At 61.5% G+C, this 15,014-nt stretch carries 14 protein-coding genes; 7 read left to right on the top strand and 7 right to left on the bottom strand.

Annotated features, from left to right (window positions below; all coding sequences use genetic code 11):
• The first annotated feature begins 247 nt into the window (after positions 1 to 247).
• Complete coding sequence (locus tag AC1DQM_RS22760) at positions 248 to 601, top strand: putative quinol monooxygenase (protein WP_026286455.1); 354 nt, start codon at positions 248 to 250, stop codon at positions 599 to 601.
• A gap of 41 nt (positions 602 to 642) precedes the next feature.
• A complete protein-coding gene (locus AC1DQM_RS22755; RefSeq protein ID WP_018926553.1) occupies positions 643 to 873 on the top strand; it encodes a hypothetical protein in 231 nt (76 codons plus the stop codon).
• On the opposite strand, the gene AC1DQM_RS22750 is transcribed toward AC1DQM_RS22755, so the two are convergent.
• Together AC1DQM_RS22750 and AC1DQM_RS22745 are read right to left on the bottom strand one after the other, a co-directional pair.
• Positions 874 to 1,503, bottom strand: coding sequence for a flavin reductase family protein (locus AC1DQM_RS22750; protein ID WP_018926552.1), 630 nt, complete (start codon positions 1,501 to 1,503; stop codon positions 874 to 876). It abuts the gene before it with no gap.
• A gap of 160 nt (positions 1,504 to 1,663) precedes the next feature.
• Positions 1,664 to 1,855 (bottom strand): hypothetical protein, encoded by a 192-nt coding sequence (locus tag AC1DQM_RS22745; RefSeq protein ID WP_018926551.1) that lies wholly within the window; start codon positions 1,853 to 1,855, stop codon positions 1,664 to 1,666.
• Positions 1,856 to 2,061: 206 nt separating this feature from the next.
• Here AC1DQM_RS22745 and AC1DQM_RS22740 point away from each other — a divergent pair, with 206 nt between their 5' ends.
• The gene (locus AC1DQM_RS22740; RefSeq protein WP_018926550.1) at positions 2,062 to 2,817 is read left to right on the top strand and encodes a COG4705 family protein; all 756 of its coding nucleotides are present in this window, start codon (positions 2,062 to 2,064) and stop codon (positions 2,815 to 2,817) included.
• 112 nt (positions 2,818 to 2,929) lie between these two features.
• On the opposite strand, the gene AC1DQM_RS22735 is transcribed toward AC1DQM_RS22740, so the two are convergent.
• The 4 genes from AC1DQM_RS22735 to AC1DQM_RS22720 all read right to left on the bottom strand — a co-directional run bounded on the left by AC1DQM_RS22735 (position 2,930) and on the right by AC1DQM_RS22720 (position 9,397).
• Entirely contained in the window at positions 2,930 to 4,249 is a 1,320-nt protein-coding gene (locus tag AC1DQM_RS22735) for an MFS transporter (protein WP_018926549.1), read from the bottom strand.
• Positions 4,250 to 4,562: 313 nt separating this feature from the next.
• The gene (locus AC1DQM_RS22730) at positions 4,563 to 5,897 is read right to left on the bottom strand and encodes a sigma-54-dependent transcriptional regulator (protein ID WP_477746893.1); all 1,335 of its coding nucleotides are present in this window, start codon (positions 5,895 to 5,897) and stop codon (positions 4,563 to 4,565) included.
• The gene (locus tag AC1DQM_RS22725; RefSeq protein WP_477746937.1) at positions 5,897 to 7,657 is read right to left on the bottom strand and encodes a sensor histidine kinase; all 1,761 of its coding nucleotides are present in this window, start codon (positions 7,655 to 7,657) and stop codon (positions 5,897 to 5,899) included. Before AC1DQM_RS22725 ends, AC1DQM_RS22730 begins: the two co-directional genes overlap by 1 nt.
• A gap of 216 nt (positions 7,658 to 7,873) precedes the next feature.
• Complete coding sequence (locus AC1DQM_RS22720; RefSeq protein WP_007938826.1) at positions 7,874 to 9,397, bottom strand: fumarate hydratase; 1,524 nt, start codon at positions 9,395 to 9,397, stop codon at positions 7,874 to 7,876.
• A gap of 461 nt (positions 9,398 to 9,858) precedes the next feature.
• On the opposite strand from AC1DQM_RS22720, the gene AC1DQM_RS22715 reads away from it, so the two are divergent.
• From AC1DQM_RS22715 to AC1DQM_RS22705, 3 genes are all read left to right on the top strand, one after another.
• On the top strand, positions 9,859 to 10,965 hold the full coding sequence (locus tag AC1DQM_RS22715) for a GGDEF domain-containing protein (RefSeq protein ID WP_026286454.1): 1,107 nt from the start codon (positions 9,859 to 9,861) through the stop codon (positions 10,963 to 10,965).
• Positions 10,958 to 11,893 carry an iron-sulfur-binding ferredoxin reductase gene (locus AC1DQM_RS22710; protein ID WP_018926539.1) on the top strand — a complete coding sequence of 312 codons (936 nt, stop codon included), beginning with the start codon at positions 10,958 to 10,960 and terminating at the stop codon, positions 11,891 to 11,893. The genes AC1DQM_RS22715 and AC1DQM_RS22710 overlap by 8 nt, the downstream gene beginning before the upstream one ends.
• 148 nt (positions 11,894 to 12,041) lie before the next feature.
• Positions 12,042 to 12,791 (top strand): enoyl-CoA hydratase-related protein, encoded by a 750-nt coding sequence (locus tag AC1DQM_RS22705; RefSeq protein WP_064616334.1) that lies wholly within the window; start codon positions 12,042 to 12,044, stop codon positions 12,789 to 12,791.
• A gap of 97 nt (positions 12,792 to 12,888) precedes the next feature.
• On the opposite strand, the gene pyk is transcribed toward AC1DQM_RS22705, so the two are convergent.
• Positions 12,889 to 14,340: a pyruvate kinase gene (gene pyk, locus AC1DQM_RS22700; protein WP_018926537.1), complete on the bottom strand. Its 1,452-nt coding sequence runs from the start codon at positions 14,338 to 14,340 to the stop codon at positions 12,889 to 12,891.
• 173 nt (positions 14,341 to 14,513) lie between these two features.
• Between pyk and AC1DQM_RS22695 the strand changes: the two genes are divergently transcribed.
• Complete coding sequence (locus tag AC1DQM_RS22695) at positions 14,514 to 14,888, top strand: tetratricopeptide repeat protein (protein ID WP_064616335.1); 375 nt, start codon at positions 14,514 to 14,516, stop codon at positions 14,886 to 14,888.
• Positions 14,889 to 15,014 lie beyond the last annotated feature (126 nt).

Here is a 15,014-nt window from a genome sequence, read left to right as displayed (position 1 = left end):
TGATTCTGCGCGGGGTGAATACACGAGGCTGCCATAGCAGGGCAACGTGGATGAAACTTGCTTAAAAGTGGTGTGACAGCGGTGTGACAATACTTTGCGCGCTGTTACAGAGGCTTTTTGCAGTTGCGCAGGATTGTGCAATAAGCCGGCAGAAATCGACTAACGCTGACTGTGATGCGCCGCCTAATCTTGGATCCTGTCGCAGCCCGTCCCACGGCTGCCACTCGACTCCCTGGGAGGGTTGAACATGTCTACGCAGATCCCCGTCAGTCATATGGCCTTCGTTCGCGCCCGCGCCGGGCGTTCGGCAGAACTCGGTGCGCGCCTGAGCGCCCTGATCGAACCGTCGCGCAACGCGCCGGGTTGCCTGAGCTTCGCCCTGCAGCACTCGCAATGTGATCCCGAGCTGTGGCTGGTGTCCGGTTTCTGGGCCAGCCAACAGGCGATGACCGCTTACTTCGGCAGCCCGGCGATGCAGATTTTTGCCGAACTGGTGCAGGAAATGGTGGTCAACAGCCTGGATTTCCATACTTTCAAGGATGTCTCGGCGACCCAGGCCCTCGGCCAGTCCCAGGCAGCGGTACACAAACTGGCCGGTTGAGGGTTTAATGGCGCAACTCTCCATTAGCCAGGATCCGCGACATGGCACGTAAAGCCTTTGAACACTTCGAAGCCGTTTCAGCAGTAGTACCGAGCGAGGGCGGTTACCACGCCGCGATTGCCGTCAAAGCCCTCGGTGGTTCCGGTGCCCCGGTTTTTCACAAAGTGCTGGAAGGCCAGACGTTCAAGACCGCTCATGAAGCCGACGAGGCCGCGGCCAAAGAGCTGACCCACCTCAAAGACGTCAAACAAGACGCCGACCTGCTCTGGTAATCACTTGACCGCCCCCGGGCGGAACATCTTGAACAGTGCCTCTGGCCCCAGCTGAAAATAATCCGCTGGCCCGCCGCCGCGCAGAATCGGTTCTGCCGCGGCGGTGTCGTACACCCCATCCTTCAACAGCCATTTGGCGATGTGCACGGCGACCACTTCGCCGAGAATCAGCCAGCTCGGCACCACTTCCTTGTTGGCGCGCTGCAACTGAATGATCTGCGTGACCTTGCACTCGAAGGACACCGGGCTTTCGGCGACCCGTGGCACCTGAATGATCTTCGACGCGGCGGTGGTCAGCCCGGACAGTTCGAACTCGTTGACTTCCGGCCCGACCATGGCGCAGCTCTGGTTCATCTGCTCGGCCAGCGGACGCGTCGCCAGGTTCCAGGCGAACTCGCCGGTCTGCTCGATGTTGTTCAGGCTGTCTTTGCGCCCGACACTGGAAAACCCGATGATCGGCGGGATGTAGTTGAAGGCGTTGAAGAAGCTGTAGGGCGCCAGGTTCAGGCGACCGTTGGCGTCCTGGGAGGAAATCCAGCCGATGGGACGCGGGCCGACGATGGCGTTGAACGGGTCATGGGGCAGGCCATGGCCGTTGGCGGGTTCGTAGAAATGGATATCGTCGGGCATGGAGTGAATTCCTGAGGGCGTCCGGGAGGTGAGCATGGTGCAAGGGCCAGCGGCAGATTTCAATCAGTGGGAGTGGGGCTTCTGTGGCGATCACCGGGTTTTGCTTTCCCCAGAAATGACTAAGCCCGGCCAGAGCCGGGCTGTGTGGTGCGTACAGGGATCAGTTGGTACGGGCAGCGTCGGTGCGATCGACGCTGTCGGTAGCGACTTTGGCCGCGTCGGTGCGGCTGTCGTCTGCGGTGTTGCTTTGCGCAGTGAAGACGGCGGAACCGGTGCGGTCGTAACCATCGGCGGCGAAGGTATTGGCCGCCAGCACAGAGAGGGTCAGGGCAAGCATCAGTTTGGTTTTCATGGGTAACTCCAGTTTGCACATTGCAATGAATTGATCGACGGGGGGCAGGATGCGTACTGGGCATTAACCAGCGATTAATCGGGCTCTCTTGTCTGCGTGACAGAATTTTCATCCTGCACTTACCTATTTTTCACCGCTCCACCGCCAGTCTGCGCACCGGTCAATAACCCGAAGAAACGACTGCCACGAACTGGAGCTTGCCTTGAATGAATAAACTTCCTCAGATCACCCTGGCGTTCTGGGTCATGAAAATCTGCGCAACGACCCTGGGTGAAACCGCGGGGGATTTGTTGTCGATGACCCTTAATGTCGGTTACGCCATCAGCTCGCTGATTCTGATCAGCGTCTTTGTGCTGACGCTGGTCACGCAGTTGATGTCCAAAACCTACAAGCCGGTGCTGTACTGGATCGTGATTCTGTCGACCAGCACCGCAGGCACCACCATGTCCGACTTCATGGACCGCACCCTTGAATTGGGCTACGCCACGGGTTCGATGATCCTGATTGCGATTCTGCTGGGGATATTCGCGGCCTGGCGCTTGAGCGGCGATTCGCTGAACGTCACCAAGGTCCAGACCTTCCGGGGCGAGATGTTCTATTGGATGGCGATTCTGTTTTCCAACACCCTGGGCACGGCGCTTGGCGATTACCTGGCCGACGACTCGGGCCTGGGTTTTGCCGGCGGCGCACTGTTGATCGGTTCGACCATTGCGCTGGTGGTGCTGTTGAAATACTTCACGAAGATTTCGTCGGTGCTGCTGTTCTGGGTGGCGTTCGTGTTGACGCGGCCATTCGGCGCAACCTTGGGCGACTTCCTGACCAAACCCCATGCAAAGGGTGGCCTGGATTTCGGCACCATCGGTTCTTCGCTGGTGTTGGCGGGGGTTCTGGTGGTGATGATTGCGGGGGCGTCTTACGTGCAGGGCAAGTACGCGAAGCAGACGGCGGCTGAGTTGACCTGATACCGAGGTGTCCCGTTCGCGGGCAAGCCTCGCTCCTACAGATGATCGCGTACCCCTGTAGGAGCGAGGCTTGCCCGCGAAGAGGCCGGTACAGCCGCCATCAATGTTGCTGTCAGTCGGTCTCGATCCGCGAATGCTTGCGGGTGTCTTTCATGGTCACGTACACCAGCAACGACACCGCGATGCACGCCGTGACATACCAGTAGTAACCGGTTTCCATGCCGATGCTCTTGAACCACAGGGCGATGTATTCAGCGGTGCCGCCGAAGATCGACACGGTCAGTGCGTACGGCAGGCCGACGCCCAGGGCGCGGATTTCGGTCGGGAACAATTCGGCTTTGACCACCGCGTTGATCGAGGTGTAGCCGCTGACGATGATCAGCGCCGCCATGATCAGGAAGAACGCGCCCCACCAGCTCTGGATGGTGTGCAGGGTGGTCAGGATCGGTACGGTGAACAGCGTCCCGAGAATGCCGAAGGCAATCAGGATCGGCCGCCGACCGACTTTATCCGACAGCCCGCCGATGATCGGTTGCAGGCACATGAACAGGAACAGCGTGGCCGCGGAAATCGTGGTGGAGTCGGAGATGCTCATGCCGACGGTGTTCACCAGGTATTTCTGCATGTACGTGGTGTAGGTGTAGAACGCCAGCGTGCCGCCCATGGTCAGGCCGACCACGGTCATCAGTTCCTTGGGATGGCGCAGCAAGGTGCGCATCGCGCTTTCTCGGGCTTTCTCTTTCTTGGTGAACGACTCGGTTTCTTCCATGCCGCGACGCAGGTATAGCGCGACCACGGCACACAGCGCGCCGATGGCGAACGGAATGCGCCAGCCCCAGGCGTACAGCTCTTCGGTGGTCAGGAAGTTTTGCAGCACGATCAGCACACCCAGGGCGATGAGCTGGCCGGAGATCAGCGTCACGTACTGGAAACTGGAGTAGAAGCCGCGACGTTCCTTGGTCGCCATCTCGCTGAGGTACGTTGCCGAGGTGCCGTACTCACCCCCCACCGACAAACCTTGCAGCAGGCGGGCGAACACCAGCAGGATCGGCGCGCCGATACCGATGGTTTCATAGCCCGGGCTCAGGGCGATCAGCAGCGAGCCGAAGCACATCAGGTAGACCGACGCCATGAGCGCGGCTTTACGGCCGGCCTTGTCGGCGTAGAGGCCCATCAGCCAACCGCCGATCGGGCGCATCAAAAAGCCCACGGCGAAGATTGCGGCGGTGTTGAGCAGTTGGGCGGTGGTGTCGCCTTTGGGGAAGAAGACTTTGGCGAAGTACAGGGAGAAGGCGGCGTAGACGTACCAGTCATACCACTCGACCATGTTGCCGACAGAGCCGCTGAAGATCGATTTGATCCGGCTGGCGGTGCTTCTTTCTTTAGCCGGCACGGCAGCCGACCCAAGGGGCAGGGCGTTGGAGTTATCCATTGAAGGATCCTTCGTTTAATTGTTTTTGTGGAGCGCGTGTAAACGCAGCCTGCAGGGGCTATAGCAGGAGCTGTGCCAAGGGGAGGAGGGCCGGTTTAGAGGGGGTGAGAGGTTTTGTTGAGCGGATAGTCGCTCAAGGTATGCGTAAGTATGAGCGGATTTCCGCCGATCACTTGTGGCGAGGGGGCTTGCCCCCGTTGGAGTGCGAAGCGCTCCCCGGCATTTTTTCAGGTACACCACATTTGCAGATTTTACGACTGCTTCGCAGCCGAACGGGGCGATGCGGCGTTCCGACAAGCCCCCTCGCCACAGGTCATGTGTCGGATATGAACATCTCCCGGCTCAAGCCATGGCGCTGCATCTTTTCATTGAAGGTCCGGCGCGGCAGTTGCAGTTCTTCAAGCACCGCTTTCACATCGCCCTTATGCCGGGTCAGCGCCGCGCGCAAGCAATGCGCTTCGAAGGCTTCCGCCTGCGCCGCCAGTGACTGGCCGGGATCGATCCCCACCGGTTCCGGTTCGCCGAGGCCCAGCACCTGGCGCTCGGCGACGTTGGCCAGCTCGCGCACATTGCCTGGCCAGTCGTGGCTCAGCAGATGGCTCAATTGCGGCCCGCTCAACGGTGGAAAGGTACGGCCAAGACGTTCGGCGGCACTCTGCGCGAAGAACTCGAACAACAGTGGAATGTCTTCACGCCGATCACGCAACGGCGGCAGCCGCAGCTCGGCGACGTTCAAGCGATACGCCAGGTCCTCGCGAAAACGCCCGGCCCGGGCTTCATCCAGCAAGTCGGGTTTGGTCGCGGCGATGATCCGCAAATCCACGCGGATGCTCTGATTGGAGCCCAAGCGCTCAAGCTTCTGTTCCTGCAACACCCGCAGCAGCTTCACCTGCTGCGCCAGCGGCATGCTTTCGATTTCATCGAGAAACAGCGTGCCGCCGTCGGCGTATTCGAGCTTGCCGATGCGCTTGCCCTGGGCGCCGGTGAACGCGCCGCTCTCATGGCCGAACAGTTCGGCCTCGAACAACTGCTCGGGAATCGCCGCGCAGTTCAAGGCGACGAAGGGCTTGTCGGCGCGGGGACCGAAGTCGTGCAGGCAGCGGGCAACCAGTTCCTTGCCGCTGCCGGTTTCGCCACGGATCAGCACATTGACCGGCAGCGTCGCCAGATCCAGCACCTGCCGGCGCAGCGTCTGCAAACCACGGGACACTCCCAGCAGGGTGGCATCGAGTTTGGCGCGATTGTCGGCCTGTTCGTGCAGGGCACGGTTTTCCAGCACCAGCCGGCGCTTGTCCAGCGCCCGACGCAGGCTGCTCAGCAGGGTTTCCGGGCTGAAGGGTTTTTCGAGGAAATCGTAGGCGCCATCGCGCATCGCTTCGACGGCCATCGGCACATCGCCGTGACCGGTCAGCAAGATCACCGGTAAATCGGCGTCGCGGCGCTGCACTTCGGCCAGCAGTTCCAGCCCGCTCATGCCGGGCATGCGCACATCGCTGAGAATCACCCCGGGGAAGTGTTTCGGCAGTTGCGCCAGGCACTCATCGGCGCGGCTGAACAGCTGCACCTCGAACCCCGACAGGCTCAGCCACTGTTCGACGGCGCTGCGGATGCTGCTTTCGTCATCGACCACCATCACCGAATTGAGCATCAGGCAAATACCTCCAGATCAATGGGCAACGTCAGGGTGAATACCGCGCCTTTCTCGCCATTATCGGCGCTCAGGCGTCCGCCTGCTTCGTGGACGATGGCAAAGGACACGGCCAGCCCCAAGCCCAGGCCATCACCCACCGGTTTAGTGGTAAAGAATGGATCGAACACCAGGCTCAAATGTTCTTCGGCAATGCCGCCGCCATTGTCGATCACACTCAGGCGCCATAGCTGTTCATCGGCTTCGAGGCGGATTTCCAGACGCTTGCAGGGTTTGCCCTGCATGGCGTCCAGGGCGTTGCGCAGCAGGTTGATCAGCACCTGTTCCAGACGAATCGCATCGCCACGCACCCAGGCCGGACGGGTCAGGTGCAGCACCAGGCTGACCTGTTCATCGCGCAGGCGCGCGTCGAGCAATTGCAGGGCCTGATCCACCACCGCCGCCAGATCCAGCCGTTCGCGCAAACCGCTGGGGCTTTTGCGCGCGAAGGTTTTCAGGTGGCCGGTGAGGGCAGCCATGCGCGTGAGCATGTCGTCCACCGGTTTCAGCGCCTTGTAGGCGTCGTCGACCCGGCCGTGATCGAGTAGCAACCTCAGCGTAGCAAGCTGCATGCGCTGGGCGGTCAGGGGCTGATTGATTTCATGGGCCAGCGCTGCGGACATCTGCCCCAGCGCCGCGAGTTTGGCCGATTGCACCAGTCCGTCCTGAGCGGTGCGCAGGTCACGGGTGCGTTCTTCCACCAGTTGTTCGAGTTCTTCGCGGCTGCGTTGGCGCATTTTGGCCAGGCGCCAGCGTTGATTAAGGAACAGCAACAGAAACACCAGCGCCAGCCACAACCCGGCAGCAGCGAGCGCGGCGTTACGGATGTCTTCGAAGGCGACTTGCGGGCGGCGCAGCAGGTGCAAGGTCCAGCCTTCAGTGGTCAGCGGCAGCGATTCCCACAGGTAGTTTGCCGTGCCGTCAGGGCCGACGACGCGCGCCAGATCACTGTTGTCGTCAAAGCGCTGCAGCGATTGGTAATCCAGCGGTGTCAGCGGTTGTTTGTCGTATTGGCGGGTGGCCTTGAGCTCGGTGTGATCGCTGTCGTTCAACGGTTTCAACAGGCGATAGCGCCAGCCCGGCTGGTTGGCAATGAAGATGATCCCGCGCGCATCGCTGACCAGCAACGTGTCGCTGCCCTGACGCCATTCGCGCTCCAGCTCCGGGAATTCCAGTTTCACCACCATGGCGCCGAGGAACTCGCCGCTGTCGCGGGTCACCGCGCTGGAGAGAAAGTAACCGGGAATGCCACTGGTGACGCCTACCGCATAAAAGCGCCCGGCGCCCTGGGTGCGGGTCTGGCTGAAGTAAGGACGAAAACCGTAGTTGTGGCCGACGTAACTGCTGGGCAAACGCCAATTGCTGGCGGCCACGGCCAGGCCGGTGCGGTCGAGCAGTTCCAGGGTCGAGGACTGCGCGGCACCGTTGATTTTTTCCAGTTTGCGGTTCAGTGCGTCCTGTTGCTCAGGCGTTACCGGGCCATCGAGCGCGGCGCGCAACTCCGGGTCCAGCGCCAGCACGGCGGGCAGGGCGCGGTAGCGGTCGATCAGGGTATGCAGGGAATTGGCGTACAGCGCCAGTTGCTGGTTGGCGCGGGCGGCGTCTTCTTCCAGCGCCTGGCGTTCGGCGTGGCGGATGGCCAGGGTGGCGGCGAGGACGGCACCGGCGACGATCAGCAGGGAGTACAACGACAGACGCAGGGTACGGGAGGTCGGCAGCATGCTGGCGCAAACAGAGAGTAAGTCGGGCGGGCACCATACCATGCAGGTGATCGGCTCGGCGTCCTGTTCGCGCACTCACCGATCGTTCGGGCGACTGACAGGCTTGAGAGTTGCCAAAGTACCAGGTTTTTCTATCGCGAACGGTTTGGACACTGGATAAAAAAACGGCCGGGTCATCCATAACGATGAGCCGGCCGTACGGGCAGACTGAAGCGCTTACTGCACTTCCACCGCCAGGCTTTCGCTGATCTTCTGCTGCCAGATCGCAGGGCCAGTGATGTGTACCGACTCACCTTTGCTGTCCACCGCAACGGTGACCGGCATGTCTTTCACGTCGAACTCGTAGATCGCTTCCATCCCCAGTTCGGCGAACGCCACCACGCGGGATTTCTTGATCGCTTGCGCCACCAGGTAAGCCGCGCCGCCGACTGCCATCAGGTAAACGGCTTTGTGGTCCTTGATCGCTTCGATTGCGGTCGGGCCGCGCTCGGATTTGCCGATCATGCCCAACAGGCCGGTTTGCTCGAGGATCTGACGGGTGAACTTGTCCATCCGCGTAGCGGTAGTCGGGCCAGCCGGGCCAACCACTTCTTCGCGCACCGGATCAACCGGGCCGACGTAGTAGATGAAGCGACCTTTCAGGTCCACCGGCAGGGTTTCACCCTTGTTCAGCATCTCGACCATGCGCTTGTGCGCGGCGTCGCGACCGGTGAGCATCTTGCCGTTGAGCAGGACGGTTTCGCCCGGCTTCCAGCTCTGCACTTCTTCCGGCGTCAGGGTGTCGAGGTTGACGCGACGGGCCGACGGGCCGGCTTCCCAGACGATTTCCGGGTAGGCGTCCAGCGGTGGCGCTTCCAGCGAGGCCGGGCCGGAACCGTCGAGCACGAAGTGCGCGTGACGGGTGGCGGCGCAGTTCGGGATCATGCACACCGGCAGGGAGGCGGCGTGGGTCGGGTAATCCATGATCTTCACGTCGAGCACGGTGGTCAGACCGCCCAGGCCCTGGGCACCGATGCCCAGTTGGTTGACCTTCTCGAACAGCTCCAGGCGCATCTCTTCGATACGGTTCTGCGGGCCGCGTGCTTTAAGCTCGTGAATGTCGATGGATTCCATCAACACTTCCTTGGCCATCACGGCGGCTTTCTCGGCGGTGCCGCCGATGCCGATGCCGAGCATGCCCGGTGGGCACCAGCCGGCGCCCATGGTCGGAACGGTTTTCAAAACCCAGTCGACGATCGAGTCGGACGGGTTGAGCATGGCCATTTTCGACTTGTTCTCGGAACCGCCGCCCTTGGCCGCCACGTCCACTTCCACGGTGTTACCCGGAACGATGGAGTAGTGGATAACGGCCGGGGTGTTGTCCTTGGTGTTTTTACGAGCGCCCGCCGGGTCGGCGAGGATCGAGGCACGTAGGACGTTTTCCGGCAGGTTGTAAGCCCGGCGCACGCCTTCGTTGATCATGTCGTCCAGGCCCATGGTGGCGCCATCCCAACGTACGTCCATGCCTACGCGCACGAACACGGTGACGATGCCGGTGTCCTGGCAGATCGGGCGGTGGCCGGTGGCGCACATGCGCGAGTTGATCAGGATTTGCGCGATGGAATCGCGGGCTGCCGGCGATTCTTCACGCAGGTAGGCCTCGTGCATCGCCTGGATGAAATCCACGGGGTGGTAGTAAGAAATGAATTGCAGGGCGTCAGCAACGCTCTGAATCAGGTCGTCTTGCTTGATCACGGTCATCGAGTCGCGCTCCTCTAAAAGACGGGAACATTCAATAAGGTGCCTGCGGCTTGGGTGCATCGGTCGGTCGCAGACACCTTTCAAGGCACGCCGGGCATGCTGGCGCGACGCTAAAAAGGCGCGGCAGTATACCGCGCATCAAAGGCGGGTACATCTGTTGACAGTCAAACGTTGGTCGCATACATCGCCGGTGCGGATCGCCACGAATCCTAATATAGCCGCACAACGCGAACCTGTAGCAGCAGCCTCGCAAGCTCGACAGCTGCTACAGCGAACGCAGTCTTCGGCAGCTGCTACCTGGAATGCAGCAAGGCTCGACTCACAGGAAGCGGGTCATGGGTTTGACGCCAGATTTTCGCCACAAAAATTGAATGGTCATTTATCAGACTCGCCACTAAAGTGGCATCCGGCCTGTAGAGTAGGACACTCTGACAGCCTCCTTTCGCACGGTGAATCAACGATTGACCCATAACGCCATCCAGCGGCTTTTGCTCAAACGCTTTGCCCTTGCGGCCGGCACTTATGCCCTGGCCTTGCTGCTGGTGTGGCTGGCGTTTTTCACCGGCCATTACAACGACTCCCTTGCTGGCATGGTGATCGGCAGCGTGTTGACGGTGTTCAGTCAGGCCGTGTTGTTCGCGGTGTTTTACAGCGGCACGAACCTGCGGTGTTCCGACCCCAGCCTGACCGAAGTGCAAATTCTGCTGGGGCTGGGTTGGCAATCCTGGCTGATCGCCCATCTGGACGAGGCGCGCGGTGCGTTTCTGGTGTTTTACCTGCTGATCCTGTTGTTCGGGCTGTTTCATCTGTCGCGTATTGCTTTTGTGCGTTGCGCGTTGCTGGTGTTTTTCAGTTTCAGCGCCATCACGTTATGGGAGCTCTACCACTTCGAGCTGCACGACCCGACGCAGTCCCTGTTGCAGGTGTGCGTGCTGTTTGTGGTGCTCGGCTGGCTGGTGCTCTATGCCCGTTACGTCCAGGTGTCGCGCCAGCGTATGCGGCAGCGGCGGTTCGCCTTGCAGGCGCATCAGGACACCCTGCGCGGGATGATGCGCCAGCTCGAAGGCCTGGTGGCGACCGACGAACTCACCGGGCTGTTCAACCGCCGGCATTTCCTGCGCCTGGCCTCCCGCGAGTTGAATGCCATGGAAGTCGGTGTGGTGCATGGCCTGGCGCTGATCGACCTCGACCACTTCAAACGCATCAACGATGTTCACGGCCACGCCGCCGGTGATCAGGTGCTGCAAGCATTCGCCGGAGTGGCCACGGCCTGCCTGCGCGATGGCGATATTCTGGCCCGTTATGGCGGTGAAGAATTCGTGGTGCTGTTGCCCGATTGCGATGCCGAGCGCCTGACGGCCTGTTGCGAGCGCTTGCGCATAGCCTTCATGGATGTCGAATTGGTCGGCCTGGAGATCGCCCATCTCAGCCTGTCGGCGGGCATGACCTTGTTGGAACTGGGCCACGATCTGGATCACGCCTTGCACCGCGCCGATCAGGCGCTGTACCGCGCCAAGCGTGACGGCCGTAACCGTTGCGCGGCCGCCTGGGAGAATGTCGATGCCTGAGTTACGGGTCGGCGAACGCCAATGGGCAGTGGCGGTAGGCAGTAACCTGCTCGATGCCCTCAATCAAAACGGCGTGCCGGTGCCCTATAGCTGCCGCGCCGGCAGTTGCCACGCGTGCCTGGTCAAATGTGTCGAGGGCCTGCCCAGCGACAGCCGTCCCGATGCCTTGAGCAATGAACAGCGCCAGCAGGGTTGGCGGTTGGCCTGTCAGTGCCAGGTGGTTGACGATCTGCAAGTCGAAACTTTTGACCCGCTGCGCGATGGTCTTGCCGCGCAAGTGGTCGCCAGCGATTGGCTGAGCGCCAGCGTGTTGCGCTTGCGCCTGAGCAGCGAGCGCCCGTTGCGCTATCAGGCGGGGCAGCATCTGGTGTTGTGGGCGGGGCAGGTGGCGCGGCCATATTCCCTGGCCAGCCTGCCGGAAGAAGACCGCTTTCTGGAATTCCACCTCGATTGCCGTCAACCGGGGGAGTTCAGTGACGCGGCGCGTCGCTTGAGAATCGGCGATCCGATCCGCCTCGGCGAGTTGCGCGGCGGGGCGCTGCATTACGATCCGGACTGGCACACCCGCCCGCTGTGGTTACTGGCGGCCGGCACCGGTCTGGGGCCGCTGTTCGGCATCTTGCGCGAAGCGTTGCGTCAGCATCACCAGGGCGCCATCCGCGTCATTCACCTGGCCCATGATGCCAGTGAGCATTATCTGGCCAAACCCCTGCAAGCCATGGCCGAGGGCCGTGAAAACCTTAATGTCGAGCTGTGGACGGCGGCCGAGTTGCCCGCGGCTTTGGCGCAACTGCGCCTTGTTTCCCGGCAAACCCTGGCTTTAGTCTGCGGAGCACCCGACAGCGTCGACGCCTTTGCCCGGCGCCTGTACCTGGCGGGTTTGCCGCGCAATCAACTGCTGGCGGATGTCTTTGTCCCCCATGGTTGAGCGCTGATTGCTGTGGCGAGGGGGCTCGCCCCCGTTGGGCTGCGAAGCGGCCCCAAAAGTTTGTGAGCGCTGCGCACTGGAGCGCCAGCCCGGTCAAGCGGGAGCAAGCTCCCTCGCCACAGTTGATCCTCTCAGATCAGGACACGCCATGCCCGACGCCATCCAGTTTGAACGTGAGCGCGGTTTACTGACCCTGCGCCTCAACCGCCCGGAAAAGAAAAACGCCCTGAACCGTGCCATGTACAGCCAACTGGCGGAGGGCTTGCGGCTTGCCGACAGCGATCCCGACATCAACGCCGTGCTGATCACCGGCAGCGCCGAATGCTTCACGGCTGGCAACGACATCGCCGACTTCATCCAGCAACCGCCGGGCAACCTCGACAGCCCGGTGTTCCACTTCATGCTCGGCCTTCTTGAGTGCCGCAAGCCGGTGATCGCTGCGGTAGCCGGCGCGGCGGTGGGGATCGGCACGACGATGCTGCTGCATTGCGATCTGGTTTATGTCAGTGCGGCTGCGAGGTTGCGCATGCCATTCGTCAATCTGGGGTTATGCCCGGAGTTCGGCTCCAGCCTGATCCTGCCGCGCTTGCTTGGGCAGGCCAAAGCGGCGGAGTTGTTATTGCTTGGGGAAGGTTTCAGTGGTGAACAGGCCGCCGCGTGGGGCATTGCGACTGAGGCCTTGGGCAGTGGCGAGGCGGCGTTGGCCAAGGCGCGGGAGATGGCGTTGCGGTTCGAGTCTTTGCCACCGGAAGCGGTGCGCATCAGCAAGCAATTGATGAAAGCGCCGGACCGGGAACAGCTGCGCCAGGTCATAGAAGAAGAGGGCGCGTTGTTCACCCAGCGGTTGCGCTCGCCGGAAGCGATGGCGGCGTTGTCAGCGTTTATCAGCAAACACTAACCGATCGTTCCCACGCTCTGCGTGGGAACGATCACCACAGACGAAAAAAGCCCCGCCATTCACATGGCGGGGCTTTTGTTTTTCAGCAATCGGTCACTCAGACCTGCGGGTCGCCCACGTGCAGGATCTTCATGCCGTTGGTACCGCCGGTGGTGTGGTAGCTGTCGCCCTTGGTCAGGATCACCCAGTCACCTTTCTGCACGACGCCGCGCTTGACCAGCTCGTCGATGGCTTTCTGGCTGACTTCGTTCGGTGCCAGCGAGGCCGGGTCGAACGGAACGGTGTACACGCCACGGAACATCGCTGCGCGGGCCTGGGCTTCGCGGTGCGGAGTGAACGCGTAAATCGGCACCGACGAGCGGATACGCGACATGATCAGCGGGGTGTAGCCGCTTTCGGTCAGCGCGATGATCGCTTTCACGCCTGGGAAGTGGTTGGCGGTGTACATGGTTGCCAGCGCGATGCTCTCGTCGCAGCGCTCGAATTCCTTGCCGATGCGGTGGCTGGAGGTCTTGCTGGTCGGGTGCTTTTCAGCGCCGATGCAGATGCGCGCCATGGCTTGCACCGCTTCCAGCGGGTACAGGCCAGCAGCACTTTCAGCCGAGAGCATCACGGCGTCGGTGTAGTCGAGCACGGCGTTGGCTACGTCGGACACTTCGGCGCGGGTCGGCATCGGGTTCTGGATCATCGACTCCATCATCTGGGTCGCGACGATCACGGCCTTGTTGTGGCGACGTGCGTGCAGAATGATTTTCTTCTGAATGCCCACAAGCTCAGCGTCGCCGATTTCCACACCCAGGTCACCACGGGCCACCATCACCGCGTCGGAGGCCTTGATCAGGCCGTCGAGGGTTTCGTCGTCGGCCACGGCTTCGGCGCGTTCGATCTTCGCCACCAGCCAGGCGGTGCCGCCGGCTTCGTCGCGCAGTTGACGGGCGTATTCCATGTCGGCGGCGTCACGGGGGAAGGACACGGCGAGGTAGTCGACTTCCATTTCGGCGGCGAGCTTGATGTCGGCCTTGTCTTTCTCGGTCAGGGCCGGTGCCGTCAGGCCACCGCCGCGACGGTTGATGCCTTTATGGTCCGACAGCGGGCCGCCGATGGTCACGGTGCAGTTCAGTTCGGTGGCGGTGGCGGTATCGACGCGCATCACCACGCGGCCGTCGTCGAGCAGCAGCTCGTCGCCCACGCCGCAGTCTTTCACCAGGTCCGGGTAGTCGATGCCGACCACTTGCTGGTTGCCTTCGGTCAGCGGATGGCTGGTGGAGAAGGTGAATTGATCACCGATCTTCAGCTCGATCCGCTTGTTGGCGAATTTGGCGATACGGATTTTCGGGCCTTGCAGGTCACCCAGCAGGGCGACGAAGCGGCCGTGCTTGGCAGCGAGGTCACGCACCAGCTTCGCGCGAGCCTTGTGCTCGTCGGGGGTGCCGTGGGAGAAGTTCAGGCGGGCGACGTCCAGGCCAGCCAGAATCAGCTGTTCGAGAACTTCCGGCGAGTTACTGGCCGGGCCAAGGGTAGCGACGATTTTGGTACGACGAACGGACATGCAAAGACTCCTGAGTTCAAGCGCTAGCAGAGGCTACTATGGTCTTTGGGTGTAGTCATTGTTCGTTTGCACTACTTATTGCTTTCTTTATTGAACGTGACAACTTTGCAGCACGCCATCCTGAAGATTTCCGACAACGGGTCGATACAGAGCGCAAGACAGGAGATCCCCTTATGCGATTCGTGCTCATTGCCGTCCTTGCCCTCAGTGCTGCGGGCTGCACCCATTGGTCGATGGACCATCATTTGAACAATGCCTACAGCGCCTACGAACGCGGCAACTGCGAACAGGTGATGCTCGAACTGTCCAAGGTCGATCGTGAAAGTCGTTCCCGCCGCTACGTACAGCCGGAAGTGTCGATGATGCGCGGCCAGTGCCTGGAACGGCAGAAGCTGTTCATCGATGCGGCGCAGACTTATCAGTTCATCATTGCCTCGTACCCGCAAAGCGAATATGCCTATCGCGCCCGTGCCCGTCTGGAAACCTTGCAGAGCCTGGGCCATTACCCGACGCGCAGCGCGGCGGCCGTTCGCCCGACGCAGTTCTGATGGCCGCTGTCATGCAACGGCTGGCCGCCCGGCGGTGGTGAGCTATAGTCCAAGAGATCGGTTTTAGAACCTTGCCTCTAAACCGGGGTGATACCTGTGATCGGCAGCAGTAAACGTCAGCGTTGT

The sequence above is a fragment of the Pseudomonas sp. 01L34 genome (genome assembly GCF_056400265.1).
This window is presented reverse-complemented; position numbering and strand designations above follow the sequence as displayed.